Origin of the sequence: Rubricella aquisinus, from assembly GCF_014199445.1 — a bacterium.
GTDB classification, from domain to species: Bacteria; Pseudomonadota; Alphaproteobacteria; order Rhodobacterales; family Rhodobacteraceae; genus Rubricella; species Rubricella aquisinus.
Window position 1 is genome coordinate 45,335 of sequence record NZ_JACIJS010000001.1, and the last position, 22,723, is coordinate 68,057.

Below are 22,723 nucleotides of genomic sequence, written 5' to 3' on the forward strand. Positions count from 1 at the left end.
ACCGCTCCTGCGCCTAGTCGTTCAATGCGCGGGGTTCGGGTCGCGCCATGACCTCGGCGCGGGTCAGTGGCAGGCGCACGCGGATGCGCCCATTGGTCCCGGCGATGGCGGGGGTCATCTCGATCATGCCGTTCACGTCGCGCACGAACCGGTTGAGGATAGTTTCCGACACGCCGGGCGCCTCGTCTGATCCGACAGGGCCGATCAGGCCGGTGAAGCTCAGGCCCAAAACGCCATCCGCGACCATGATATCCAGCGTCAGGGTCGCCCCGGCGGTGCTGCGGGCGAGCGCGGTCAGCGTCAGGTTCGCTGCAATCGCGCGCAGTTGCACGGGCTGCGCGACTTGGATGTCGCCGGTTGGAATGTCCTTGATCATCAGCGTGACATCCGCCCCGGCGCTGAGCGCCAGCGCGTCATCCGCGATCCGTTTCAGCACGGGGGCCACCGCGCGCTGGGCTGGCGGTGATTTGCGCAAGGACAGGGGAGCGGCGTTGCGCTCCGTCAGGCAGACCATCGTGCCGCCCTCGGGCAGTGGGGCAAGGTCGAGCCGCGCAATCGCGCCGGAATGGGTGACGATATTGTCGTGCCGTGGGGCGCGGTCCGCGACACCATCCGTGGCAAAGCGGACCATGCGGTCCCATGCCGGGGCAGAGCCGAACCGGGTCGCCCAAACCTTCGCGCTGGTATGCACGCCCATGGGCGGGGCATCGGCGTCCTCGGCAAAGGTGCTCATCACCTGCATGCCGCTTGCGTCGAAAATCGCGATCTGTGCGGGCATCCGTTCCAGCGCGGTTTCGCGCATCGCGAGCGCGCCGCTATATTTCTGCTCAAGCCCGATCGCTGTGGTGATGTCCTCGAACAGGAACGCCAGCGCGCCCTGCGGATGGGGTCGGCCCGTGACCCGCAATGCTTGCCCGTTGGGAAGGTGCCATATCTCGCAATAACGCTCCTCCTCCGCGGCCCGCTCCATGGAGGTGAACTGCTCCCGCCAGCCTTTGAAATCGGTCTGTTCGGGAATGATCCGGCGCTCTCGCAACTGATCGAGAAATGCGCGCAGCGTTGGCCTGCCGGCCAGCCACGCGGGCTCTAGCCCGATATGATCGGACAGGGCCGGGTTAAACAGGCCAAGCGTCCGGTCCGCATCGAAAATCGCGAGCCCGATGGGCAGATGGGCGAAGGTCTCCGTCAGGGTTTCCAAAAACCGCGATAGCGCCTGTTCAGCCCGCATCACGTCATTCATAGAGCGCGCGACAAACAGCGCACCGTCGCCCCGATCAGGATGGGCCGTCACCTCATACCATGTCGGCTCATGGGAGGGATGCTGGGTCAGGGTGATGCGCGTTGGCGGATCGCCCGGCGTGATCGCCTTTTCCTTGAGGGCCGTTTGCAGATCGGCAATGAGCGACAGACGGTCCGCACGCTCCGCCGTGTTTGTCCATGTTTGCGTGCCTTTCTCATCCATCCGCCATGCGAGCACCGGCACCGCTTCAACCGCCTCAGACAGCGCGCGGCTGGCGCGGCTGTCATCGGCGATCCGACGCGCCAGCGCCTCCTCCCGCCGGACGCGGGCGGTCACATCGCGCACGCTCAACACCGCGCGTAGGCCAGACAGGTTGCCATCGAACCGCATCACATGCCCAGCGCGCGAGGCGGACTCCACGCTGAAAGCAACACCATCCGTCACCAGCCTTTGCAGGGCGGAAAACAGCGGCTCCGGCTCCTCAAGGTCGAACACGGCAACACATTCAACCACGTCCATCTGCGGCATCAGAGACAGCGCCATCGCCGCATCATTCGCGCTGCCAATCCGGGTGCCATCAAACACAACTGTTGCAAAGGGGGAGAGGACAGGCAGGTCAGGCATGGGGTGGAGTGCTGCGCGCGGACGGGCAAAGGCCAACATCGTAACAGCCAGCAGCGTCACTCCCGCCGCAACAGAAACAGCACCGATATGATCCGCGACAAAGACGGGGGCGGACGATAAATGGTCGAAGAGCATTTTATTATCCTTCCATGACCAGTCATGGCCATGAAATATAATTACGCCTCAAACATTAACTGACAGTTAACACTCAGATTTCAAAGTAAAACTCTTTACGATGATACCCGTGGATTCAGCCCCAATGGCCCCCGCGCCTGACCGGAGCTGGCCTCAATCGTGGCGCGCCGCCAGACCCCTTCGACCAGCGCGCCGGAGGGCCGGGCATATTCGGCGGCGACCGTGCTGGGGCGTTTGCGCGCGCCGCTGCTGGCATTCGTGAAGGTAAGGGACGCGCCGCTCCGCTCCAGCAATGTCTTGGCAATAAAAAGGCCCAAGCCCATGCCCTCATATCCGGGCCGTCGCGGATCGGCGCCCCGCGCACCGCGCCGCCGCACGAACGGATCCCCGATCCGCCCGATCATATCCGCCGGATAGCCCGGACCATCATCCCCCACCGCGATCCGAATGGCGGTTTCGTCCCAATCCACGTCGATCCAGACGGTCGTTTCGGCGAAATCCACCGCGTTTTGAATGAGGTTGCGCAACCCATGAAGCAATTCAGGCTTGCGAACGACAACAGGCTGATCTGGCACGTCGCTCAAATCAGTGCTGCCATCCACGCGCAGGATCAGGCGCTTGCCCCGGTCGGCATGGGGTTCGGCGGCTTCTTCCACCATCGCGGACACTGGCGCATAGCGCAGATGCGTGTCCTCTTTCCCGGCACGGCCCATATCCTTGAGGATTTCGCGGCACCGGTCGGTCTGCTCCCGGATAAGGGCGATGTCCTCGCGCACATGGTCGGGCACATCGAGGGTTGAGATATCATCCTCCAGTTCCGCCGCCGTCAGCTTGATCGTGGCAAGAGGGGTGCCAAGCTCATGGGCCGCCGCCGCCACCACACCACCCAGCGCGGAGAGCCGCTGCTCCCGCGCCAGCGCCATCTGCGTTGCCAACAGCGCCTGGTTCATCGAGAAAGTCTCGACCGTCACACGCCGCGCATACATCCCCAGAAAAATGGCGGAGATCAGCACCGCACACCACATCCCCAGCATATAGATGCTCGGCAACATCAAGACCGTCCCGTCCTTGAACACCAGAGGCTGGAACCAGATCGTCAGCAGCGTCGTCAGCATCACCGCCACCAGCCCCAGCCCGACCGTCGCGCGCAGCGTCAGAGCGGTCGCGGAAATCACCACGGGCGCAATGATCAGCATCACGAAGGGATTGGTGATCCCCCCCGTCAGGAACAACAGCGCACCGAGTTGCATCAGATCGAACAGCAGCATCAGCGTGGTCGCGTTTTCACTCAGCCGTCGGGTATCGGGCAGGATCAACTGTGCCACGATGTTGAAACTGACCGACAGCAGAATGACGAACAGCACATGGTCGAGCCGCAGGGCAATGTCGAACAGGTAGTATGCCAACAACACCGCCGTGATCTGCCCCACCGCCGCCAGCCAGCGCAGCGTCAGCAAGGTGCCGAGCCGCACCCAATCGCTGCGCGCATCCTTGGCAAACAGGGTCTGCCGGTCGGTGTTGGGCGGGACGATGTCGGTCATGCGCCCTCGGCCCGCGACAACCCTTCAAGCACCAGCGTCGCCGTCGATTGGCTGCACGCCATCGGCAGGTCATAGACGGTGGCGAGCCGGGTCAGCGCCTTGACATCAACGTCATGCGGCATGGGCGAGAGCGGATCGGTGAAAAAGATCAACGCATCCAGCGCCCCCTCCGCGATCATCGCGCCGATCTGCTGATCCCCGCCCAGCGGCCCGCTTTTCAGACGACGGATGGACAGGTCCGGCAGCGCGTCCTGCAAGCGCCCACCGGTCGTGCCGGTGGCCACGATCTGCGCATCACGCAACAGCGGCTCATGATGGCGCGCCCAGGCCACAAGGTCATCTTTCCGTTGGTCATGGGCAACTAGGGCGAGCCGCAGGGTCTGGTCTGTCATGAGGGATCATCTCCGAATTTGACGCGCACTATACCAGCCGCACCCCGCACGAAAAGACCCGCCCCGATGGAAACCGGGGCGGGCCTGAAAAACCATGAATGGCTGTTACTGGGAGAAGGTCGCGAGGAACGCGGCCATGTCCTCCGCGCCATTGCGCATCCGATAGGACATGCGCGACCGTGCGTTGTTGTCCCCGGTGAATTCCCGCAGGAACCCGGTCGGATCTTCCAGATAGGCCACAATGTTGGTCTCATCCCAGACGAGCCCCTGCTCCCCTGCCGCAACAAGGTCCGGGCCATAGCGGAAATCTTCGACCGTGCCGGCCTGACGACCGATCACACCGTAAAGGTTCGGGCCTTGACGCCCGGCGCGACCTGCGAGGGTTTCACCCGCCTCGTTTTGCACCACATGGCAGGACTGGCACTGGCGAAACTGCGCCTCGCCTTCCGCCGCGTCGCCCATCGCAAACGCCTGGCCCGTGCTCATCAGCGCCATTGCGCCCGCGATCATCCCCATTTTCGTAAAGGTCATCTTGTACTCCCTTGGTCGTCCAGCGGGACATGCCCCCGCAATTTTGTTGCCGCCTCATAGGTAGGGCAAGGATGCGCGATGTCTAATCCACAATGCAAGAAAGTAAAACGAAAGGGGCGCGCCGCTCATCCTGGCACGCCCCCCCCGTTTCTTTTTTCCCCAAATACCTCCCGCCGGAGGCAGCGGCGCGCAGCGACGCTTCAGGCCACGGCGCGCGCCAGCGCACATTGCGACCACAGCGTGCCAAGGGCGGCGACGAGGTAGTCGATATCGGCTTCGGTGTGCAGCGGCGTCGGGGTGAAGCGCAACCGCTCCGTCCCTTTGGGCACGGTGGGATAGTTGATGGGCTGCACATAGATGCCGAAATCCTGCATCAGGATATCGCTGATCTGTTTGCATTTGACCGGGTCTTTCACCATCACCGGCACGATATGGGATGGGTTCGGCAGATGCGGAATGCCCGCCGCATCGAGCTTCGCGCGCAATTGCGCGACCCGCTCCCGCTGAAGCATCCGCTCGCTATCCGACTGCTTAAGATGCTTGATCGACGCGGTGGCCCCTGCCGCGACCGCAGGCGGGATCGCGGTGGTAAAGATAAAGCCGGACGCGAACGACCGGACGAAATCAATCAAGTTGCGCGATCCGGTGATATAGCCCCCCATCACGCCATAGGCTTTGCCAAGCGTACCTTCGATCAGGGTGATACGGTCCATCAGCCCCTCTTGCTCCGCGATGCCAGCGCCGCGCGGACCGTACAGGCCCACGGCGTGGACTTCATCAAGGTAGGTCATCGCGCCATGCTTTTCCGCGACCTCGACGATTTCGCGGATCGGGGCGATGTCACCGTCCATGGAATAGACGCTCTCAAAGGCCACGATCTTGGTCGCGTTGGCGGGCAGGTCGCTGAGCACGCGGTCCAGATCCTCAGGGTCGTTATGCTTCCAGATCGCCTTGGGGCATTTCGCGTGACGCATCCCTTCGATCATGGAGGCATGGTTGAGTGCATCCGACACGATCACCGCGTTGGGCAGGCGCGCGCCAAGCGTCGAAAGGCTTGCCCAGTTCGACACATATCCAGAAGTAAAGATAAGGGCCGCGTCCTTGCCATGCAGATCGGCAAGCTCTTCTTCCAGTTTCACATGATAGTGGTTGGTGCCGGAAATGTTCCGCGTGCCACCCGCACCCGCGCCGCATTTGTCGAGCGTCTCGTGCATCGCATTGAGGACGTCCTGATGCTGGCCCATGCCAAGGTAATCGTTGGAGCACCACACGGTCACGTCACGCTTTGCGCCATCGCCGTGGTTCTTTGCCTTTGGAAAGCCGCCGCAATGCCGTTCAAGATGGGCAAACACCCGGTAGTTGCCCTCATTGCGCAGCGTATCCAACTGCTCGGCAAACAACTTTTCAAAGTCCATCGCGATCGTCCTTCTTATCGTACCTAGCCTTGTGGCGTCAGGTCTTGTCGGGCCTTGGGGCCTCTGGGTTTTCTTTCCGTAATCAGCCACCGCCACAGTGCCGCATCGGGCAGGCGGATGACCATAAACCAGTGCTCTATGAGCGCCAGTGCCGTCAGTGTCGCAAGTAACACGAATCCCGTACTCGCAATTTGATCTGCGTCATGCGCAAGCGCACGTTCGACAAAACACCCCACAGCGAAGGTAAGTAGGCTGACACTCACCGGAAAAAACCGGTTCATGGTTGCGACATTAAAGTAGCTCTCTAGGTGTTTGATCGGGGCAGGCAGAAACTCGACATTGATGTTGGGCACACCCAAAAACAGGTTCAGCTTGGCCGAGATGCGGGCGAAAAACAGCACCGCGAATGTGTAAAGCCCGACCGAATTTTCCGCAGGCCCGCTCAGGATGATGAGCGTCGCCATGGCCAGCACAAGGGCCGTCTCATGATGGGAGATGGCGCGCAGGGCGCGGCCGAACCGCTCAAACCACCCTGCCCCTTCTGGGCAGGGGCGGCGATCTGGGCCAGTGATCACCCCCGTCAGAAACGCCATTTCAATCCATCCCCACACCCCAAGCGCGGAGACAAATCCGATATAGACATGGGTGAGGTCCGACACCCGGCCGGACCACACAACGCCAAACACTGCGAGAGCAAGCAGTGGCACTGAGAACACCACCAGCCCCTGATACCCGTCCTTGATCCGTCCCGCGCGGTTGACCGCAAACAGGATGATCCCGGTGGAAAACCACCACAGGAACAGGGTTATCAGGATGGCTGACAGCATATCAGTAGCTCGGCTCAAGTCGCGACAGCGCGGGGATCTGGTTTTTCTTCGACGGGATCGTGTAGAGGCTGACAAACACCATCGCCGCACGCGCCATATGATACCGCTTGGCCATGCCGGAGCCGCGCTTTTCAGCCGCTTCTGCCGCGAACATATGATCGCGCAGGCTCACAAGACCCTTTTTCCAGCGCGGATGCTCCAGATCCAATTCGATGGGGAAACACTGCTTGGAAATCTCGGAGGTCTTTTTCAGGACCTCATGGTCATACCAATCAATGTCGATCCCCAGCGCCTTGTGGAACGCGGGCCGTGCGTGATCGCGCACATACATGGTGGAGAACACCGCCACGAGGAAGAACTTGATCCACAGCTTGTTATGCCCTGAGAGCAGTTTTGGGTCGGCCCGCATCAAAAGGCTGAACGCCTCCCCATGGCGAAACTCGTCATTGCACCATTCCTCAAACCATTTGAAAATCGGGTGGATGCGGTTTTCCGGGTGCTGCTCCAGATGGCGGAAGATCGTGATATAGCGGGCATAGCCGATCTTTTCGGACAGATACGTCGCATAGAAGATGAACTTCGGCTTGAAATAGGTGTATTTCTTCGCCTTCGTCAGGAAGCCGAGGTTCACGGCCACATCGGCCTCCCGCAGGGCATCATTGATGAAGCCCGCGTGCCGCGCCTCATCCCGCGCCATGAGGGCAAAGAGGGTTTTCACGTCCTCATTCGTGCCGCGCCGTTTCATTTCCTTGTAAAGCACACAGCCGGAGAATTCCGCCGTCAGGGAGGACACGAGGAAATCCATCAGCTCTTTCTTCAGTTCCGGTTCCATCGCGTCGAAATCCGGCGTGTCCCAGGTTTCGTTCTTTTTGAAATGGCCCTTGTTCGGGTCGGATTTCAGCTCCGCGATCAGCGCGTCCCATTCCTCCTGCACCGGAGAGACGTCGATGGCATCCAGCGCCTCGAAATCCGTGGTGTAGAAGCGCGGGTTCAAGAGCGTCGTTTCCGTCGCCATGCGCTGCGTGTCTTCCTGTGTCAGATCACGCTCAAGCTCTTCGGGGGTGATGTCTGCCTGCACGTTCATAGCCGTACCTCCTCAGAAAAGCTGAATTCGCAAAGCTCCATGAATTCCAGATCGCCAGTAAGGCGGGTCCATGCGCGCTCAATCGCACCGGCGCGGGTGATGGTCGCCTCACGCTTTTCGATGACGACCTCGCCATAGCCCGCAAGGACCGGCTTTCCATGCACCAGCACTTCGTCGCCCGGATGCACGACCGAGCCGTCATCAAAGCGCACATGGGCGTGCAGGCTTTCAAACGTATGTGAGACTTCAACGGTGCATGGCACCTTCTCCGTCCGTTTTTGGAATAGTGACATTGGGTGCTCCCTCCCTGTCATGGTTTCAGTTTGACGCGGATGCGTCGTCGATCAGGGCGGCAAACGCCCGGTAATTCGTCTCGCCAAAGCCCCAAAGCTCCATCGCCCAGTCGCTTTCAGGATCAATCAGGCTTAGGCGGCCATCATCCCAGCGGACAAGGCGCACGGGCGCATCGGGGGCGATGCCCTGATGCAGGCTGCGGTCATATTGCAGCGCGCGGCGCACACCGCCGACAAAGCCGCCCGAATTCTCGGCCAGATCGGCAATCAGCGCGCCGGTCTCCGCATCCGTGACCAGAACACCGCCTGCGGGGTTCGGCCCGATCACAATGAGCCGCTCCACCGCGACATTGGCGACGGGGGGTTGGGCTGCGGGCTCCATCCCGGTCACGCGCGCAAAGGTGACAAGCGCCAGAACACCCAGCACAAGTGCAAGCATCGCGCGCACCAGCGCGCGCGGGATTTTTTCGCTCTGGGGTTGGGTCTGTGTGAGGTCAGCCATATCGCTCACTCCGCCGGAACGGGATGCGCGCCGGTGGCGTCATCCTGCGATTGCGGATCGACATGTCCCCGGCGCGGTTCCGGCAAAGGGCCAAGCTCGGCAAGGCGCGCTTTCGCCGCATCCCGCAGAATGGCACTCACGCCGTCGGCATCCTTCAGCCCGCGCAGCATCGGCACAGCCGGGTTCAGCTTCAAAGGCTGCGCATGGGGCCACAGCACCAGATAGCTCACCTTTGTGCTGCCCTTCATGCGCAGCGCGATATCGCCCGATCCGTCCTTGCGGCGACGCAGATCGGCACTCTCGATCCACTGAAACGGCAGGTTGAGCGTCAGGGTCAGCGCCACACCGATGCGCATCGCCACGCGCCGGTTGGTGATGGTGTAGACGGCGGCTTTCGCCGTCGCCCATGCCAGCCCGTAGAGGATCGCGCCCGTGATCGCCGCCAATCCGACGAACCACAAAGCAGAGCTTCCGGCGGCCGCGAACCCATGGCCAAGGTCCATCCGGTCCACAAACCGCCAAAGCCCGAGGATGAGGAAATACCCCACCACCCATTTCAACGCATAAACACGGGTGGCGATACGCCATGGATCGGGGCTGCCCTGCCAGAGGATCCGTTCCCCCTCTGGCGGTGTTTCCGGCAGGCCCCTGACGGGTTCAATCTCAAAATCGTCGTGATCCATGGTGCTCCCTCCGTGGTTCGGCTGCGTTTAGGCGATCGTCGGATCGGCGCGGTTCGCGGCGTAGAGTTTGCCACCGCAGTAGTAGGCGGAGATTTTCTCCTCCTCCAACTTGGTCACCACATCCGGTGCCTTGGTCGTGGGCACGCCCGCAAACAGGTCAGCAGTGAGCGAATGCACCTTGAGGCCCGCGCGGGTGATCCGGCTCAGATCCTTGGGGATCAGGCGGGTGCCTGCCTCGCCCAGATCAATCTCATAGTAGCGGATCATCTGCTCGGGCACGTCGACCCACATTTCCTTAACGGTGCCGACGGTTTTGCCGTCGCAGGCGATCACGTCGATGCCGCGCGGGTCTTTCTGCCCTGATGGCACGAAGAAGCCGTCGAGCTTGCCCATCGGCTGGATTTTCGCGTGGCCATGCGCGTCGATCTCCGGCTCATCGGCGCGATCCGCCCAAGAGGCCGGGCCAACGCCGTCCACCATCGGATCCCCGGTCGGATCAAACGGGGTGCCGGTGAAGCCAAAGGCCCGCTCCATCGCCACGGGGCGCTCGGGCTTGTCGTTGGGCACCGTCACATCCGCGCGGCCCTCGGGCATGCGGAACGTCTTGGGGCTTGGCAGCGGGAACGGCCCCTGATTGGCCGCCGGGCCATCCTCGGTCTCAAGCGGATAGCCTTCGCGCATGTTCTCCCGCTGGAGGTAGAACACGAGGCCCGCAAAGAACGCCCAGAACAGGTACAGTGTCACCTGCGCCAGATCGACAGTTCCAACAATTGTTCCGTAGTCCATGGTATGTCTCCTTGGTTGTGCTCAGGCCGGGAATTCGGCCAGCCCGAGTTTCGTCTTGTCTTTCGACAGATGAGAGGAACCGCGCCGGACGAGGGGTCCAAGCGCGATGAGAGTGATGAAAAGAAGGCCGATCTCGATATGGTAAACGACCTGATAGCCCAACGACGGATCAGCGAGCGCCTCGCCCAGCCGGCCCGATACGGCCAGCGATGACACGATATCCTTGACGATCCCGCCAAGCCCGACGCCAAGCCCCGTCGCCGTGGCCGACGCGGCACCCCATGCGCCCAGCGCGAGGCCCGCGCGATCCGCGTCGCGCGACAGCTCCATCGCGCAGGTCAGGGTCGCCACGGCAAACAGGCCGCCGCCAAATCCGATCAGGGTCGCACCAATGCCAAACACCGCAGCCGATCCCATGGGGGCCGCAAACACAACCGCTGAGAAGGCGAAAATGCCCGCAAGCAAGCCCAGCGCCGCGATGCGGATCGGGTCTGTCCCCCGGCCCAGCTTCCGCCCGGCATAAGCAAAGCCGATGAGCGCACCCGCAGCCCAGAAAGCCGTCAGGCGCGTCGTCTCCGACACGCTGAGGCCAAGGATTTCACCGCCATAAGGCTCCAGCAGGATATCCTGCATCGAAAAGCCAAGTGTGCCGAGCGCCACCGCGAACAAAAGCCGCCCCGCGCGCCCACCGCGCAACAGATCGGCCATCGCGTCCGAAAAACGCGGGCGCGGGGCGTCGCGTTCTTCCTTGCTCATGGGGCGCACGACTTCCTGTTTCCAGAGCGCCACGAGGTTGATCGCTATGGTCACGACCGCCGCACCCTGGATCACCCGGATGAGCGTCAGTTTCGAAAAGTCCGACAGCAGGAACCCAAAAGCGAGCGCCGACACGCCCATCCCTACCAACAGCATCACATAAAGGAAGGCCACGACACGTGGCCGCGTCTCATCATCCGCCAGATCGGAGGCCAGCGCCAATCCCGCCGTCTGGCTCATATGCAGGCCAAGGCCGGTCATCAGGAACGCGAGGGCTGCCAGAACATGCCCTGCCCACCATGGCCCGAGCGTCTGATCGCCCGACAGTACGATGATCGCAAACGGCATGATCGCCAGCCCGCCAAACTGCCAAAGCGAGCCGAACCACATATACGGCACCCGACGCCAGCCAATCGCAGAGCGGTGCGTGTCCGACCGGAAGCCAAGAAGCGCCCGGAACGGCGCGATCAGCACCGGCAGCGCGGCCATCACAGCAACGAGCGACGCCACCGTGCCAAGCTCGACAATCATCACCCGGTTGAGCGTGCCCATCAACAGCACCATCGCCATCCCGACCGACACCTGAAACAGCGACAGGCGGAACAGCTTGCCAAAGGGCAAGCCATCCGATGCGGCATCCGCAAACGGCAGGTACTTGATCCCGATGGAGGCAGCTTTGCTCACCGTGACACCTCCATCGCCTCGGAAAAGTAGAAACCGGACTTAATCCGCCCGTGGGAGCGCAGCGCCCAGTCGGTCATATCGCCCCGTGCGCCCAGCGCGCGACCCAGCCGTGCCTCGGACACCGGCCGAATATCGGGGGAGCGGTCAGAGCGGGGGAACAACGCGCCCGCCGCCAGCATCGCCGTCAGCGCCACGGTACGCGGTGCGACGGTAAAGACGATGGAATGCCGCGTCCGCGTGCCAAGCGTGGCCAAGGCATGGGCGATGTCATCCGCCCGGTAATGGATCAGACTGTCCATCGCGACCACATGGTCAAACGCGCCCAAATCCGCGCCAAGCATATCGCCCGCGCGATACTCAATCAGATGCGCGACCGCGTCGGGCGTGCGTGCCCGCGCGACCTCCAGCAAATTCGGCGCAATATCGACGGCGATCACTTCCGCGCCCCGGCGCGCGGCCTCAACGCTCAGCTGGCCCACGCCGCAACCCGCATCCAAGATACGCGCGCCCGTCAAATCATCCGGCAATTGTGCGAGCAACGTCGCGCGCATCCGGTCCCGCCCTGCGCGCACGGTTTCGCGGATCTTGCTGACCTTTTCGGTGGAGGTCAGCTGCTCCCACGCTTTCGCCGCTGTCCGGTCGAAATAGGTCTCAAGCTGCCCGCGTTTGGTTTGGAACGTCTCAGACATCAATCAAACCCCAGCAATTCAAAGATATCGCGGTCTTCCATCGGCGCAGGCGTGGAGGCGACAACACCGTTCCACAGCGTCTCCGCCAGCCGGATATATTCGGCCTGCACGGCGGCCACTTCATCATCGAGGTCCATCTCGAACAGGGTCCGCTTTTTCAGGCGGGAGCGGCGGATGGCATCGAGGTCTGGCAGATGCGCCAGCCGGTTGAAGCCCACTTCGCGGCAATAGCGGTCCACCTCATCGGTATCTTTCGAGCGGTTGGCCACGCAGCCCGCAAGCCGCACGTTGTAATTTTTTGACTTGGCTTGCACCGCCGCGATGATCCGGTTCATCGCGTAGATCGAGTCAAAATCATTGGCCGTGACGATCAGCGCGCGATCAGCGTGCTGCAAGGGTGCCGCAAACCCGCCGCAGACCACATCGCCGAGCACGTCGAAAATGACGACATCCGTGTCCTCAAGCATGTGATGCTGTTTCAACAGGCGCACGGTTTGACCAACGACATAACCGCCGCAGCCAGTACCAGCGGGGGGGCCACCGGCCTCCACACATTTCACACCATTATAGCCCTCATAGACGAAATCCTCGGGCCGCAATTCTTCCGCGTGAAAATCCACGTCCTTAAGCACGTCAATCACCGTCGGCATCAGGCATTTGGTGAGCGTGAACGTGCTGTCATGCTTTGGGTCACAGCCGATTTGCAGCACCCGCTTGCCCATTTTGGTGAACGCGACCGACAGGTTTGACGAGGTGGTCGATTTCCCGATCCCGCCCTTGCCGTAGACCGCAAATACCTTCGCGCCCTCAATCTTGAGGTCCGGCTCCTGATGCACTTGCACCGAGCCTTCGCCGTCCTGTCCGCGTAAATTCGGGGGGGATTTATCCAAGGCCATGTGTTCTCAAGCTCCCTATTCTGCCGCTGTCGGCATGAAGACGCCTTCAAGGCGATCTTCGAGTTCGTCTGCGCTGTCTTGCAGGGCCGCGAGCATATCTGCGTCCGGCTGCCAGTAATTCCGTTCGGAGGCCTCGATGAGGCGGGACGCCACGCGGCTTGCGGCCTGCGGGTTCAGCTCCGCCATGCGGCGGCGCATTTCCTCATCAAGGACGAAAGTCTCAGTCAGGCGTTTGTAGACCCATGGATCGACCTGCCCCGTGGTGGCGGACCAGCCCATCGTGTTGGTGACCTGCGCTTCGATCTGGCGCACGCCCTCATGACCATGGACCATCAGCGCCTCAAACCACTTGGGGTTCAGCGCGCGCGTGCGGGTTTCGAGCGCGACCTGTTCGGTCAGCGTGCGCACGGCGCCCTGCCCCTTGGTCTGATCGCCAATGAAAACGGGGGTCTCACCGCCGCCCTTGGCGCGCTTCACCGCACGGCCAATCCCGCCCAGCGTGTCGAAATAATGGTCCACCGTGGTGACGCCCAACTCAACGCTTTCAAGGTTTTGATAGGCCAGATCCACATCCGCGAGCATCGCTTTCAGCAGTGGCCGCGCGTCCTTTGCTTTGCCATCGACGCCATAGGCGAAGCCTTTGCGGTTCTCATATGCGTCGGCAAGCTCGTCCTCCTCGTCCCACGCGCCGCTATCGACGAGCACGTTGACATTGGAGCCATAAGCCCCTTCGGCATTGGAGAACACGCGCAGCGCGGCGGTGTCGAAATCGCTGCCATCGCGGCCCATGTATTTCAGCGTATGCGCGCGAATGGGGTTCAGCCATTCCGGCTCATCCGCCTGGGACGCGAGGTAGGCCGCCTCCGCCAGCATCTTGATCTGCAAGGGCAGCAGGTCGCGGAAAATACCCGACAGCGTCATCACCACATCCACGCGCGGGCGGCCCAATTCCTCGACCGGGATCAGTTCGGCACCTGCAAGGCGGCCATAGCCGTCAAAACGGGGTTGCGCCCCAATGAGCGCCAGCGCCTGCGCGATGGGGCCACCATCGGATTTGATGTTATCCGCACCCCACAGCACCATCGCCACGCTTTGCGGCGGCGGATTGCCGGCCTCCGCGTATTTGGCGAGCAGCCGTGCGGCCTGCTTCTTGCCATCCTCCAGCGCGAAGGCGGAGGGCATCCGGAACGGATCGAAGGCATGGATGTTCCGCCCCGTGGGCAGGATCGCGGGTGAGCGCAGCACATCGCCACCCGGCACGGGCCGGATGTAATGGCCACCCAATGCGCGCATCAGGCCGGGAAGCTCATGGTCCTCCCCGATCAGCATATCGGCAAGGGCGATATCATCCTCCACTGCCCCCTCGACGGAGCGCATGGCATCCAAGAGATCGGCCTTAGCCTGCCCTTCGGGCGGACGGCCAACGATGTGCAGGCCTGAGGGGATCAGGCTTTCCTCATATTCGGTGAGGCGTGCGCGCAGGGCGTCAATCTCCGCCCCCGGATCGGTCCAAAGCGGGTCTGCATGGGCGAGGTCCAACTCGGATGCCTGCGCCTGAATGACCTCCGCCAGATCGCCCGGCTCGTCATCGGATTTGCGCCAGCGGTCGATGCTGTCCTTGAGGTCCAAAAGGCCCTTATAAAGCCCTGCCTGCGTGACCGGCGGTGTCAGGTGGGTCACGATCGTCGCGTTCGAGCGGCGCTTGGCCAGCGTGCCCTCGGACGGGTTGTTCGCAGCATAAAGGTAGATGTTCGGCAAATCCCCGATCAGCCGGTCCGGCCAGCACTGCTCGGACATGCCCACCTGCTTGCCCGGCATGAATTCGAGCGCGCCATGCATCCCGAAATGCAGGACCGCATCGGCTGCGAACTCTTCACGCAGGTAGCGGTAGAAGGCGTTGAACGCGTGGGTCGGGGCAAAGCCCTTCTCGAACAGCAACCGCATCGGGTCGCCCTCATAACCGAAGGTCGGCTGCACGCCCACGAACACGTTGCCGTAGTGCTTACCCAGCACGAACACGTTGCGCCCATCGGCCTGCGCCTTGCCCGGTGCGGGGCCCCAGACGGCTTCGATATCGGTGAGGAACGGATCTTCGGATACGATCCGGTCCGCCGGGATCATCGCGGCGACATTCGCCTCTGTCCCAAGCTGCTTGGCGTTGCCATCAAGGATATCGGCGCGCAACGCATCAACACTGGCGGGCACATCGACGGTGTAGCCTTCGGATTTCATCCGGGTGAGCGTGTTAAACAGGCTCTCGAACACCGACAGATAGGCGGCGGTCCCGACCGCCCCCGCATTCGGTGGAAAGCCATAAAGGACAACGGCCACCTTACGCTGCGCTTCGCGCGAGCGGCGCAGTTTGGCCAGTTTGGTCGTGCGCGCGACAAGCTTTTCGATCCGCTCGGGGCATGGCGCCATCGCCTTATCGCCCGGTGCGGCCTTGCATTGGTAATGGCAGCCCTGACATGCCTCTGCACTCAGCCGCCCGCCAAACACGGTTGGCACCGTACCGCCGTCCAACTCAGGCAGGGCAACAAGTATCGTCGTCTCAATAGGGCTGAGCCCCCCGCCAGAGCCCCCCCATTGCTGGAGCGTCTGAAACTCAATCGCATGGGCAGAGATATAGGGCACATCCAGATCAGCGAGCACTTCCTCAGCCGCATCGCTGTCATTATAGGCCGGCCCACCGACAAGGCTGAACCCGGTCAGGGACACGCAGGCATCGACGATGGTTTTGCCATCGACCTTGAGGAATTTCTCAATCGCGGGGCGGCCATCAAGACCGCCTGCAAAGGTCGGGATCACCCGCACGCCCGCGGCCTCGAACTCGCGGATCACCCGATCATAATGGGCGGCATCATCGCTCAAAACATAGGAGCGCATCAGCAACAGACCGATGGTCGCGACCGGGTTTGCCGGGCTGGGAAGGCGCGATGCGTCCTCCGTGATCCGCTCCGGCAGGTCGGGGTGATAGACACCGCAATCGGGATAGACCACGGGCTCCGCCGGATCGAGTGCACCGCGATAGACCGCGCGCGCCCCGCTTGCATATTTGTCGATCAGGAAGCGCAGCATCGCCTCGACATTGTCGTCGGAGCCCGCGAGCCAATATTGCATCGTCAGGAAATAGGCGCGCAAATCTTGCGCCTTTCCGGGGATGAAGCGCAGGATTTTCGGCAGGCGGCGCAGGATCGCCATCTGCTTTTCGCCAGACGACGCAGAGGGTTTCTTGGACCCGCGCAATTTCTTCAAAAGGGCCGTCATGCCGTTATCCGGCTCGGCCATATCGAGTTTGCCCATCTTGGTCTGCTTGACGATCTCGGCGGCACTCACACAGCCAACAACCGCGTCAGCATGGGGGCGGCGGGCTTCGATCGCGGGCAGGATCGCCTTGATATGCTCGTCGATGAAGATGAGGTTGCAGACGATGATATTGGCATCCGCCACATCGGCCTTTGCTGCCTCAAGGGCGGCGGGGTTTTCGGCCCATTCCGCACTTGCATGGGCAGTGATCTTCAACCCCGGCATCGCCTCTTGCATCCGCTCCTGCGCACGGGTCACCGGGCCGGTTGCATGCGCATCCAGCGTGATGATCGTGAGGTGCAGCGCGGGCGCTGCCGGAGGGGTCAGCTTACCTTGCATAATGGGCTTTTGCCTCATAGAGGGTTTCGCGGGTGATCGGGGTGATGCCGCGTTCGGCGGCGTAAAGCTCGGTGTTCTTGCGGGCCTTTCCACGGACGAAAAACGGAATTTTCTTGAGTTCTTTCTCGCCATCGGCGGCCCATGCCGGCGCGCCCTCGACGGGGCGCTCCATCACGGCGACATCCGCCTGCGGTGCTGCATCCAGATCGCGCATCGTGGGCTTTGCGCCGTGATGAGACGCGCCGGAGGCTTCGTTAAACTCGAAATCCTCACGGAACATGGTCAACAGATGCTCCTCCAGCCCCATCACGAGCGGATGCACCCATGTGTCAAAGAGCACATTCGCGCCCTCAAACCCCATCACGGGGGAGTAGCGGGCAGGATGATCCTGCACATGGAACGGGGCGGAAATGACGGCGCAACCAATGCCGAGCCGCTTGCCGATATGTCGCTCCATCTGGGTGCCTAGGATCAGCTCAGGGGCGGCGGCGGCAATCGCGTCCTCCACCTCAAGATAGTCGTCGGTGATCAATGGCTCGACGCCGTATTCCTTTGCCGCTTTGCGCACATCGCGGGCGAATTCTCGGTTGTAGCAGCCAAGGCCAACCACCTCGAACCCCATCTCGTCGCGCGCGACACGCGCGGCGGCAATGGCGTGGCTCGCATCGCCAAAGATGAACACGCGCTTGCCCGTCAGATAGGTGCTGTCAACGGATCGGGACCACCACGGCAGGCGCATCCGGCTGTCGTCAAGTTCCAGCATCTGGCCCGTGATCTGCTCGACTTCGCTCAGAAAATCGCGCGTGGCCCCGGCACCCATCGGCACCACTTTGGTGTAGGGCATCCCGCGCTCTTTTTCGAGCCAACGGCAGGCCAGCTCTGCCGTTTCGGGATAGAGCATCACGTTGAAATCCGCCTGCGCCAGCCGCGCGATATCAGAGGGGCGCGCATCCAGCGGGGCGACCACATTCACCCGCACGCCCGCCTCTTCCAGCAGGCTGCGGATTTCGCGCACATCGTCGCGGTTGTGAAAACCAAGCGCCGTGCCCCCCAGAATATTGCAGGATGGTCCCGCGATTTTCTCTTGCGGCACGGCCAAACGGCGCACGATCTGATAGAATGTCTCCGCCGCGCCCCAGCTTTCCTTGCGCTGGTAGGAGGGCAGTTCAAGCGCGATCACCGGCACCGGGAAATCCATCGATTCCGCCAGACCGCCCGGATCATCCTGGATGAGTTCCGCCGTGCAGGACGCGCCGACGATCATCGCCTCTGGCTTAAACCGGTCATAGGCGTCCTGACAGCTTTCCTTGAACAGGCTTGCGGTATCCGATCCCAAATCGCGGGCCTGAAACGTGGTGTAGGTCACGGGCGGGCGGTGGTTGCGCCGCTCGATCATCGTGAACAACAGGTCCGCGTAGGTATCGCCCTGCGGCGCGTGCAGAACGTAATGCAGCCCCTTCATCGCAGTGGCGACGCGCATGGCACCCACATGGGGTGGGCCTTCATATGTCCAGACTTGGAGTTTCATATCTTCACCGCCTCTTTCCGCTTGAGCGGGCGAGCGAAGAGGGCGGCCAGATCGGCGGCTTGCTCATAGCCGTGCACGGGGCTGAACACCAATTCGATGGCCCATTTCGTCGACAGCCCCTCGGCCTCCAACGGATTGGCGAGGCCAAGGCCGCAAACGGTCAGATCGGGGCGCGCCGCACGGCAGCGATCAAGCTGCAAATCCACGTCCTGCCCTTCTGAAATGACGGGGCCAGCCGGGATCAGCGCCAGTTCCGGGTCCATATGCTCCCGATGCAGATAGGGCGTGCCGATCTCCAATGGCGTCATCCCGCATTCGCGGGTGAGGAACCGGGCCAGCGGTATTTCAAGCTGGCTGTCGGGGAAGAAAAAGATGCTCTTGCCCCGCAATCCTTCGGCCACCTGCGCCACGGCTTTTTCAGCGCGCTGGCGGGCGGCACCAGTGACGCGGTCGAACACGTCCTGCGGCACGTTGAAAAGATCAGCCGCGGCCTTGAGCCATGCGGTTGTCCCCTCCACACCAAAGGGGAAGGGAGCGGCGATATGTTTCGCCCCCCGCTTGGCCAATTCACCGGCGGTTTCGCCAAGGAAGGGTTGCGCAAGCAGCATATGCGTGTTCGGCCCCACGCCCGGCGCGCCATCCCGGCGCGGGCTTGGCAGCACGCCCACGGGAATACCCATGTCGCGCAGATAGCCGACCAATTGGTCCTCCACCACATCGGGGAGCGATCCGACCATCAGGATCTGCTTTTCATCCGTATGGGGCAGCACCGGCACCATCGACGTCAGGCAGGCGTCCTCTCCTTGGGTGAACGTGGTCTCGATGCCGGAGCCGGAATAGCTCAGCACCCGAACATGCGGCGCGTGCTCTGTCGTCAGACGCTCCGCCGCGCGGGACAGGTCGAGCTTGATCACCTCAGACGGGCAAGAGCCCACGAGGAAGAGTTGCTTGATATCCGGGCGGCGGGCCAGCAGGCGCGCGACCTCCCGATCCAGTTCCTCATTCGCGTCAGCAAGGCCCGCAAGATCGACCTCTTCCATGATCGCGGTGCCGAAACGCGGCTCCGCAAAAATCATCACGCCTGCCGCTGATTGCAGCAGATGCGCACAGGTGCGGGAGCCGACAACGAGGAAAAACGCGTCCTGCATCTTACGGTGCAGCCAGATGATTCCCGTCAATCCGCAGAAAACTTCGCGCTGTCCGCGCTGCTTGAGAACGGGCGCATCAAGGCACCCGGGGCGCGCCTGAACGTTCATAGCCGACCCTCCAGACGGGCGACCCGCAGCTTCCAAACGAACTGCGCCGCGTTGATGATGTAGAGCGTGTAGGCAACCAGCGCGATCGCCATCTGCGTGACCGGATCAACCCCATTGAACAGCGCCCAAAGATAGGCGGTGTGAATGGCGATCACGGCGAAGCTGACCATGTCCTCCCAGAAAAATCCGGGCGCCAGAAGGTATTGACCGAAAACAACTTTTTCCCAAATCGCCCCGGTCACCATGATGGTGTAGAGTAGCCCCGTCTTGACGATGATTGAGGCGGTCGCAATGCCGTAGCCCTCCCCCGTCCAGAGGTAGCGCAGGACAAACCCGATGGAGATGGCGCAGGCGACGAATTGGATCGGGGCAAGCACACCCTGAACGGTCGTCCAAACAGAGGCGTCCCGCCGCTTGCGCTGCTCAGGCGTATAGAGGGGCCGTTTCGCGCCAGAGCTGACCGTTTCGGTCGTCATTCCATTTCCTCGCCAGTCATTTGGTTGTCTGACGGCTAGGGTATCGTTCCTACGGCAAGTGTCAAATTAAACTTACACTTTTGCGTGCGCCTGTCGCGTGAATGTAAGTCTAGATAGACGTCCTCCAGAGTCGGTTTCTAAACGGTATGGATTTCATCAAATTTAATATGAAACACTTGCGTTTCAGGACCAAACCGGCCTAACTGACCTGTAAAGAGGGCTATTTGGTTTCGATTTGCTACCTAGTGTCAATATTAATTGACATGCACTGAGCCGCACCCGCACACTTCCCCATATACAAGAACGAAAAACTCTGGGTTATCGGCCAATTCCGCCCGAAGGACAGAAAGCATGGACGACCTGCGACTGCGAGATGTGGACGACCAGACCGTATTGGGCGCGGAAAACCGCGCTCGGCCGTTTCTGCGTTCCGTATTGCAGGAGGTCCGGCGCGTGCGCACCCCGCAGGACATTCGAAAGGCCGGGCAGATTGACGTGAATATCCCCTCGATCTGCGCTGAAATGGTCCGTGCGACCCCCGATGAGGCGCTTGCATATGTCAGCCGCCTTTGTGCGCGGGGACTAACGGTCGATCACCTGTTTGAGAGTGTCTTTGCACGGATCAGCGTCGCGCTGGGAGAGCAATGGTGTCAGGATGACATCTCCTTCGCGGACATGACCTTTGCCTATACGAACCTACAGATCGTGCTGCACCATCATCGCTGCGCCTATGTCGGCTCCCCGCCGGTGATCCCGAAAGCACGGCTGTTGTTTGCGACCCTGCCGAAGGAAAGCCATCTGTTTGGCCTGCTTTTGCTGTGCGCGCGGCTTGAGAAACTTGGCTATGCCACCCATTCAATGGGCGCGGCGGAGCCGGAGGAGATTGTCGCGAAAATGGCCACCGGCACTTTCGAAGCTGTTGGCCTGTCCTGTGGTGGACGGATCGCGATTGACCACCTGAACGAGGCCCTTGCCGCATTGGCACAGGCCCGGGTCAAAACACCCATTCTCGTGGGCGGTATGCTTGCCGCCTGTCACGAACCCGAGAGAGCGGCGCATAAGGTTGATCTGTGGTCATCCAGCTTTGAGGAACTGACCCATTTCCTTGACAAAAACGTCGTATTACGGTTCCAAGACACCTAAGTGACTATGTGAACAAGGCGCATCCCGCGCCTTGCGAGATAGACCAGAAAGCACGTTGTGAACAAAGCGAGCCTCTTCTTTGCCAATCCGGACCGTTTTTCGGCCGTTGATGCATCGGCAATCGGGAAGATGATATCGACATCATCCGACGTTGCATTCGTCGTATCACCAGATGGTGTCATCCACGACATTTCCGTGGGGGCAGAAAGTTTTACCCCCGACATCCTCGAACATTGGAACGGCGCGCGGTTGCAAGACCTCGTGACCGAGGACAGCCGCCACAAGATTCAGGAATTGCTGGTGCAGGCGGATGGCGGCGGCACGCCCCATTGGCGCGAAGTAAACCACCTGATGCCCGACGGATCGGAATTTCCGGTGCGCTATTCCGCTGTGCGGACCGGGCCGGAAAACCACATCGTGCTCTTGGGCCGCGATCTGCGCTCCGTGTCGCGATTGCAGGACCGGCTGGTTAAGGCGCAACTGGCGCTTGAGCAGGATTACGAGCGGTTCCGCCAGATTGAGACCCGCTACCGCGTATTGTTCGAAACCTCCACCGAAGCGCTTGTCGTGATGGACGCGGAATCCGGGCGCATCGTGGACGCGAACCCGACCGCTGCCACGATGCTGGGCCGCCCGGCGCGGGAATTGACCAACGCGGTGTTCGAGCAGGAATTCTCCGACAGCTCCCACCGTGAGATTGTCGCGACCCTCGCGTCCGTGCGCGCGACCGGTCAGGCGACCGATCTTACGGTCCGCTCTCGCGATGGGCGCACTGTCTATGATCTGAACTGCGTGCTGTTCCGCGCGGCGACGGAGACATATGTTCTGTGCCGCCTCAACCGTCAGCAGGCCGCCACGGCCAGTGGCATCGCAATCGAAGAGGCGCTCGACACGCTGTTCCACCACACGCCCGACGCGGTGGTGATCACGGATCGCGCGGGCAATATCCAGCAGTGCAACGAGGCGTTCCTGTCCATGGCCGATGTCGCGGTGGCAGATACCTTGTCCGGGGTGTCGTTGTCGCAGTTTCTGGGCCGGCCCGGAGTGGACCTCAACGTGATGCTGACCAACGCGCAGGAACACGGCAAACTGACCTGCTATTCCACCAATCTGCGCTCGACCTTTGGCAGCACCACGCCGGTTGAGATTTCGACGACCCACCTGCCCGGCCGGGACAAGCGCGGCTTTGGCTTTATCCTGAGGGACGTGTCCCGGCTCGAAGCCGGGCGCGGCAGCACCCAGCCTGTTTCCCCGGAATCGGTGGAGCATATCATGGAGCTTGTCGGCACTGCCCCGCTGAAAGAGCTGGTCCGCTCCACAACCGATGTGGTTGAGCGGATGTGCATCGAGACGGCGCTCCAGTTGACTGGCAACAACCGGGCCTCTGCCGCTGAAATGCTCGGGCTGAGCCGCCAGAGCCTTTATGTGAAGCTGCGGAAATTCGGGCTGATCGGACAATCCGACAAGGTCGAAGAATAATCCCTCCCCTCCTATGAAGGCCCTCCAGCCTGCTGCATCTCGCAGCGGGATGGTGCCGTTTAGGGCGCCGTAAGCCGGGTGCCAAGCGTCACAGAATCCTTGCGTTTCAAAACTCAAG

At 61.8% G+C, this 22,723-nt stretch carries 20 protein-coding genes; 2 read left to right on the plus strand and 18 right to left on the minus strand.

Going from position 1 to position 22,723, the window contains the following annotated elements; all coding sequences use genetic code 11:
- Positions 1-13: 13 nt before the first annotated feature.
- The 18 genes from FHS89_RS00195 to bchF all read right to left on the minus strand — a co-directional run bounded on the left by FHS89_RS00195 (position 14) and on the right by bchF (position 19,983).
- Positions 14-1,999 carry a PAS-domain containing protein gene (locus FHS89_RS00195; protein ID WP_184007260.1) on the minus strand — a complete coding sequence of 662 codons (1,986 nt, stop codon included), beginning with the start codon at positions 1,997-1,999 and terminating at the stop codon, positions 14-16.
- Between the two features lie 95 nt (positions 2,000-2,094).
- Positions 2,095-3,540 carry a sensor histidine kinase RegB gene (regB, locus tag FHS89_RS00200; RefSeq protein ID WP_184007262.1) on the minus strand — a complete coding sequence of 482 codons (1,446 nt, stop codon included), beginning with the start codon at positions 3,538-3,540 and terminating at the stop codon, positions 2,095-2,097.
- On the minus strand, positions 3,537-3,932 hold the full coding sequence (locus FHS89_RS00205; RefSeq protein WP_184007264.1) for a methylglyoxal synthase: 396 nt from the start codon (positions 3,930-3,932) through the stop codon (positions 3,537-3,539). Before FHS89_RS00205 ends, regB begins: the two co-directional genes overlap by 4 nt.
- A gap of 105 nt (positions 3,933-4,037) precedes the next feature.
- Complete coding sequence (locus FHS89_RS00210; RefSeq protein WP_246413489.1) at positions 4,038-4,463, minus strand: c-type cytochrome; 426 nt, start codon at positions 4,461-4,463, stop codon at positions 4,038-4,040.
- 200 nt (positions 4,464-4,663) lie between these two features.
- The gene (gene hemA, locus FHS89_RS00215; RefSeq protein WP_184007266.1) at positions 4,664-5,878 is read right to left on the minus strand and encodes a 5-aminolevulinate synthase; all 1,215 of its coding nucleotides are present in this window, start codon (positions 5,876-5,878) and stop codon (positions 4,664-4,666) included.
- A 23-nt stretch (positions 5,879-5,901) separates the two neighbouring features.
- Positions 5,902-6,705, minus strand: coding sequence for a putative photosynthetic complex assembly protein PuhE (gene puhE, locus FHS89_RS00220; protein ID WP_184007268.1), 804 nt, complete (start codon positions 6,703-6,705; stop codon positions 5,902-5,904).
- Between the two features lies 1 nt (position 6,706).
- Positions 6,707-7,789, minus strand: coding sequence for a magnesium-protoporphyrin IX monomethyl ester (oxidative) cyclase (gene acsF, locus FHS89_RS00225; protein WP_184007270.1), 1,083 nt, complete (start codon positions 7,787-7,789; stop codon positions 6,707-6,709).
- Positions 7,786-8,082 (minus strand): hypothetical protein, encoded by a 297-nt coding sequence (locus tag FHS89_RS00230; RefSeq protein WP_184007272.1) that lies wholly within the window; start codon positions 8,080-8,082, stop codon positions 7,786-7,788. The genes acsF and FHS89_RS00230 overlap by 4 nt, the downstream gene beginning before the upstream one ends.
- Before the next feature lie 25 nt (positions 8,083-8,107).
- A complete protein-coding gene (puhC, locus tag FHS89_RS00235; protein ID WP_184007274.1) occupies positions 8,108-8,584 on the minus strand; it encodes a photosynthetic complex assembly protein PuhC in 477 nt (158 codons plus the stop codon).
- A 5-nt stretch (positions 8,585-8,589) separates the two neighbouring features.
- Positions 8,590-9,267 carry a photosynthetic complex putative assembly protein PuhB gene (gene puhB / locus FHS89_RS00240; protein ID WP_184007276.1) on the minus strand — a complete coding sequence of 226 codons (678 nt, stop codon included), beginning with the start codon at positions 9,265-9,267 and terminating at the stop codon, positions 8,590-8,592.
- A 27-nt stretch (positions 9,268-9,294) separates the two neighbouring features.
- On the minus strand, positions 9,295-10,053 hold the full coding sequence (gene puhA / locus FHS89_RS00245; protein WP_184007278.1) for a photosynthetic reaction center subunit H: 759 nt from the start codon (positions 10,051-10,053) through the stop codon (positions 9,295-9,297).
- A gap of 21 nt (positions 10,054-10,074) precedes the next feature.
- On the minus strand, positions 10,075-11,493 hold the full coding sequence (locus FHS89_RS00250) for an MFS transporter (RefSeq protein ID WP_184007280.1): 1,419 nt from the start codon (positions 11,491-11,493) through the stop codon (positions 10,075-10,077).
- The gene (gene bchM / locus FHS89_RS00255; protein WP_221229189.1) at positions 11,490-12,182 is read right to left on the minus strand and encodes a magnesium protoporphyrin IX methyltransferase; all 693 of its coding nucleotides are present in this window, start codon (positions 12,180-12,182) and stop codon (positions 11,490-11,492) included. The genes FHS89_RS00250 and bchM overlap by 4 nt, the downstream gene beginning before the upstream one ends.
- Positions 12,182-13,078, minus strand: coding sequence for a ferredoxin:protochlorophyllide reductase (ATP-dependent) iron-sulfur ATP-binding protein (gene bchL / locus FHS89_RS00260; RefSeq protein WP_184007284.1), 897 nt, complete (start codon positions 13,076-13,078; stop codon positions 12,182-12,184). The genes bchM and bchL overlap by 1 nt, the downstream gene beginning before the upstream one ends.
- Positions 13,079-13,093: 15 nt before the next feature.
- A complete protein-coding gene (locus tag FHS89_RS00265; protein ID WP_184007286.1) occupies positions 13,094-16,723 on the minus strand; it encodes a magnesium chelatase subunit H in 3,630 nt (1,209 codons plus the stop codon).
- Positions 16,713-18,251 (minus strand): ferredoxin:protochlorophyllide reductase (ATP-dependent) subunit B, encoded by a 1,539-nt coding sequence (gene bchB / locus FHS89_RS00270; RefSeq protein WP_184007288.1) that lies wholly within the window; start codon positions 18,249-18,251, stop codon positions 16,713-16,715. Before bchB ends, FHS89_RS00265 begins: the two co-directional genes overlap by 11 nt.
- Entirely contained in the window at positions 18,248-19,507 is a 1,260-nt protein-coding gene (locus FHS89_RS00275; protein ID WP_184007290.1) for a ferredoxin:protochlorophyllide reductase (ATP-dependent) subunit N, read from the minus strand. The genes bchB and FHS89_RS00275 overlap by 4 nt, the downstream gene beginning before the upstream one ends.
- Positions 19,504-19,983, minus strand: coding sequence for a 2-vinyl bacteriochlorophyllide hydratase (bchF, locus tag FHS89_RS00280; RefSeq protein WP_184007292.1), 480 nt, complete (start codon positions 19,981-19,983; stop codon positions 19,504-19,506). Before bchF ends, FHS89_RS00275 begins: the two co-directional genes overlap by 4 nt.
- 351 nt (positions 19,984-20,334) lie before the next feature.
- On the opposite strand from bchF, the gene FHS89_RS00285 reads away from it, so the two are divergent.
- Positions 20,335-21,126 (plus strand): cobalamin B12-binding domain-containing protein, encoded by a 792-nt coding sequence (locus tag FHS89_RS00285; RefSeq protein ID WP_184007294.1) that lies wholly within the window; start codon positions 20,335-20,337, stop codon positions 21,124-21,126.
- 129 nt (positions 21,127-21,255) lie between these two features.
- Positions 21,256-22,605 (plus strand): transcriptional regulator PpsR, encoded by a 1,350-nt coding sequence (gene ppsR, locus FHS89_RS00290; RefSeq protein ID WP_184007296.1) that lies wholly within the window; start codon positions 21,256-21,258, stop codon positions 22,603-22,605.
- Positions 22,606-22,723: the final 118 nt, after the last annotated feature.

Excerpts from the sequence above, each read along its gene's own strand:
- FHS89_RS00265 (WP_184007286.1), bottom strand. The coding sequence starts at position 16,723 with ATGCAAGGTAAGCTGACCCCTCCGGCAGCGCCCGCGCTGCACCTCACG.
- ppsR (WP_184007296.1), top strand. The coding sequence starts at position 21,256 with ATGATATCGACATCATCCGACGTTGCATTCGTCGTATCACCAGATGGT.
- FHS89_RS00195 (WP_184007260.1), bottom strand. The coding sequence starts at position 1,999 with ATGCTCTTCGACCATTTATCGTCCGCCCCCGTCTTTGTCGCGGATCAT.
- bchB (WP_184007288.1), bottom strand. The coding sequence starts at position 18,251 with ATGAAACTCCAAGTCTGGACATATGAAGGCCCACCCCATGTGGGTGCC.
- FHS89_RS00230 (WP_184007272.1), bottom strand. The coding sequence starts at position 8,082 with ATGTCACTATTCCAAAAACGGACGGAGAAGGTGCCATGCACCGTTGAA.
- bchM (WP_221229189.1), bottom strand. The coding sequence starts at position 12,182 with ATGTCTGAGACGTTCCAAACCAAACGCGGGCAGCTTGAGACCTATTTC.
- regB (WP_184007262.1), bottom strand. The coding sequence starts at position 3,540 with ATGACCGACATCGTCCCGCCCAACACCGACCGGCAGACCCTGTTTGCC.
- puhA (WP_184007278.1), bottom strand. The coding sequence starts at position 10,053 with ATGGACTACGGAACAATTGTTGGAACTGTCGATCTGGCGCAGGTGACA.
- puhB (WP_184007276.1), bottom strand. The coding sequence starts at position 9,267 with ATGGATCACGACGATTTTGAGATTGAACCCGTCAGGGGCCTGCCGGAA.
- acsF (WP_184007270.1), bottom strand. The coding sequence starts at position 7,789 with ATGAACGTGCAGGCAGACATCACCCCCGAAGAGCTTGAGCGTGATCTG.
- bchF (WP_184007292.1), bottom strand. The coding sequence starts at position 19,983 with ATGACGACCGAAACGGTCAGCTCTGGCGCGAAACGGCCCCTCTATACG.
- FHS89_RS00285 (WP_184007294.1), top strand. The coding sequence starts at position 20,335 with ATGGACGACCTGCGACTGCGAGATGTGGACGACCAGACCGTATTGGGC.
- puhC (WP_184007274.1), bottom strand. The coding sequence starts at position 8,584 with ATGGCTGACCTCACACAGACCCAACCCCAGAGCGAAAAAATCCCGCGC.
- FHS89_RS00275 (WP_184007290.1), bottom strand. The coding sequence starts at position 19,507 with ATGAACGTTCAGGCGCGCCCCGGGTGCCTTGATGCGCCCGTTCTCAAG.
- FHS89_RS00205 (WP_184007264.1), bottom strand. The coding sequence starts at position 3,932 with ATGACAGACCAGACCCTGCGGCTCGCCCTAGTTGCCCATGACCAACGG.
- hemA (WP_184007266.1), bottom strand. The coding sequence starts at position 5,878 with ATGGACTTTGAAAAGTTGTTTGCCGAGCAGTTGGATACGCTGCGCAAT.
- puhE (WP_184007268.1), bottom strand. The coding sequence starts at position 6,705 with ATGCTGTCAGCCATCCTGATAACCCTGTTCCTGTGGTGGTTTTCCACC.
- FHS89_RS00210 (WP_246413489.1), bottom strand. The coding sequence starts at position 4,463 with ATGACCTTTACGAAAATGGGGATGATCGCGGGCGCAATGGCGCTGATG.
- bchL (WP_184007284.1), bottom strand. The coding sequence starts at position 13,078 with ATGGCCTTGGATAAATCCCCCCCGAATTTACGCGGACAGGACGGCGAA.